Source organism: Alcaligenes sp. EGD-AK7 (assembly GCF_000465875.3).
GTDB lineage: Bacteria > Pseudomonadota > Gammaproteobacteria > Burkholderiales > Burkholderiaceae_B > Alcaligenes > Alcaligenes phenolicus.
Genome location: NZ_AVOG02000042.1, coordinates 1 through 657 on the forward strand (window position 1 = coordinate 1; position 657 = coordinate 657).

General features: G+C 65.3%; 2 protein-coding genes. One reads left to right on the forward strand and one right to left on the reverse strand.

Annotated features, from left to right (window positions below):
• On the reverse strand, nucleotides 1–417 hold a 417-nt coding region (locus N879_RS14415), incomplete at its 3' end, for an aminotransferase class I/II-fold pyridoxal phosphate-dependent enzyme (RefSeq protein ID WP_022983407.1).
• 60 nt (nucleotides 418–477) lie between these two features.
• On the opposite strand from N879_RS14415, the gene N879_RS20800 reads away from it, so the two are divergent.
• Nucleotides 478–657, forward strand: a 180-nt coding sequence (locus tag N879_RS20800) for a hypothetical protein (protein ID WP_235484314.1), incomplete at its 3' end; no start/stop codon positions are given.

The window sequence follows — 657 nt, forward strand, 5'->3', positions numbered from 1 at the left end:
GCTCAGCTGCTGGTGGATACAGGTGCCCCCGGCCAGTTGCACGGACGGCTCGTAACTGTCGTAGCAGGGATCGAACACGATCACCTCGTCGCCTGGGCGGACCACCGCCTGGATCGCACAGAAGATCGCCTGGGTGGCGCCAGGGGTGATGGTGACTTCGCTGGCGACGTCCACCTGTCGTCCGTACAGGCCGGCCACCTTGGCCGCCACCTGCTCGCGCAGCGCCGGCAGGCCGGCCATCGGGGCGTACTGGTTGCGGCCCGCCATGACGTGCCGCGTAAGGGCTTCGCGCAACGCCTCGGGGCCATCGAAGTCGGGAAAGCCCTGGGAGAGATTCAAGGCACCGGTGTCGGCAGCGAGCTGAGACATGGTGGTGAAGATGGTCGTGCCGACATTGGGCAATTTACTGGTGAGCATGACGATCGTCCGACAGGCCTGCCGTTTGAGAGTCGGCAGCGAAGGCCGACAGGATAGCCGATGAGCGCGACCCGATACGAGACGCGCCGGCCGACGGCCTGTTCAGACTGCTACAGTTCAGGCAATGGCCAACCCGTCATCGACCCTCAAGGAACTGCCATGTCGAACCTTTCCGTCAGCGACCTGTGGAGCGAGCTGCGCGCACAGGCGCAACGTGCCTTGGACACCGAGCCGACCCTG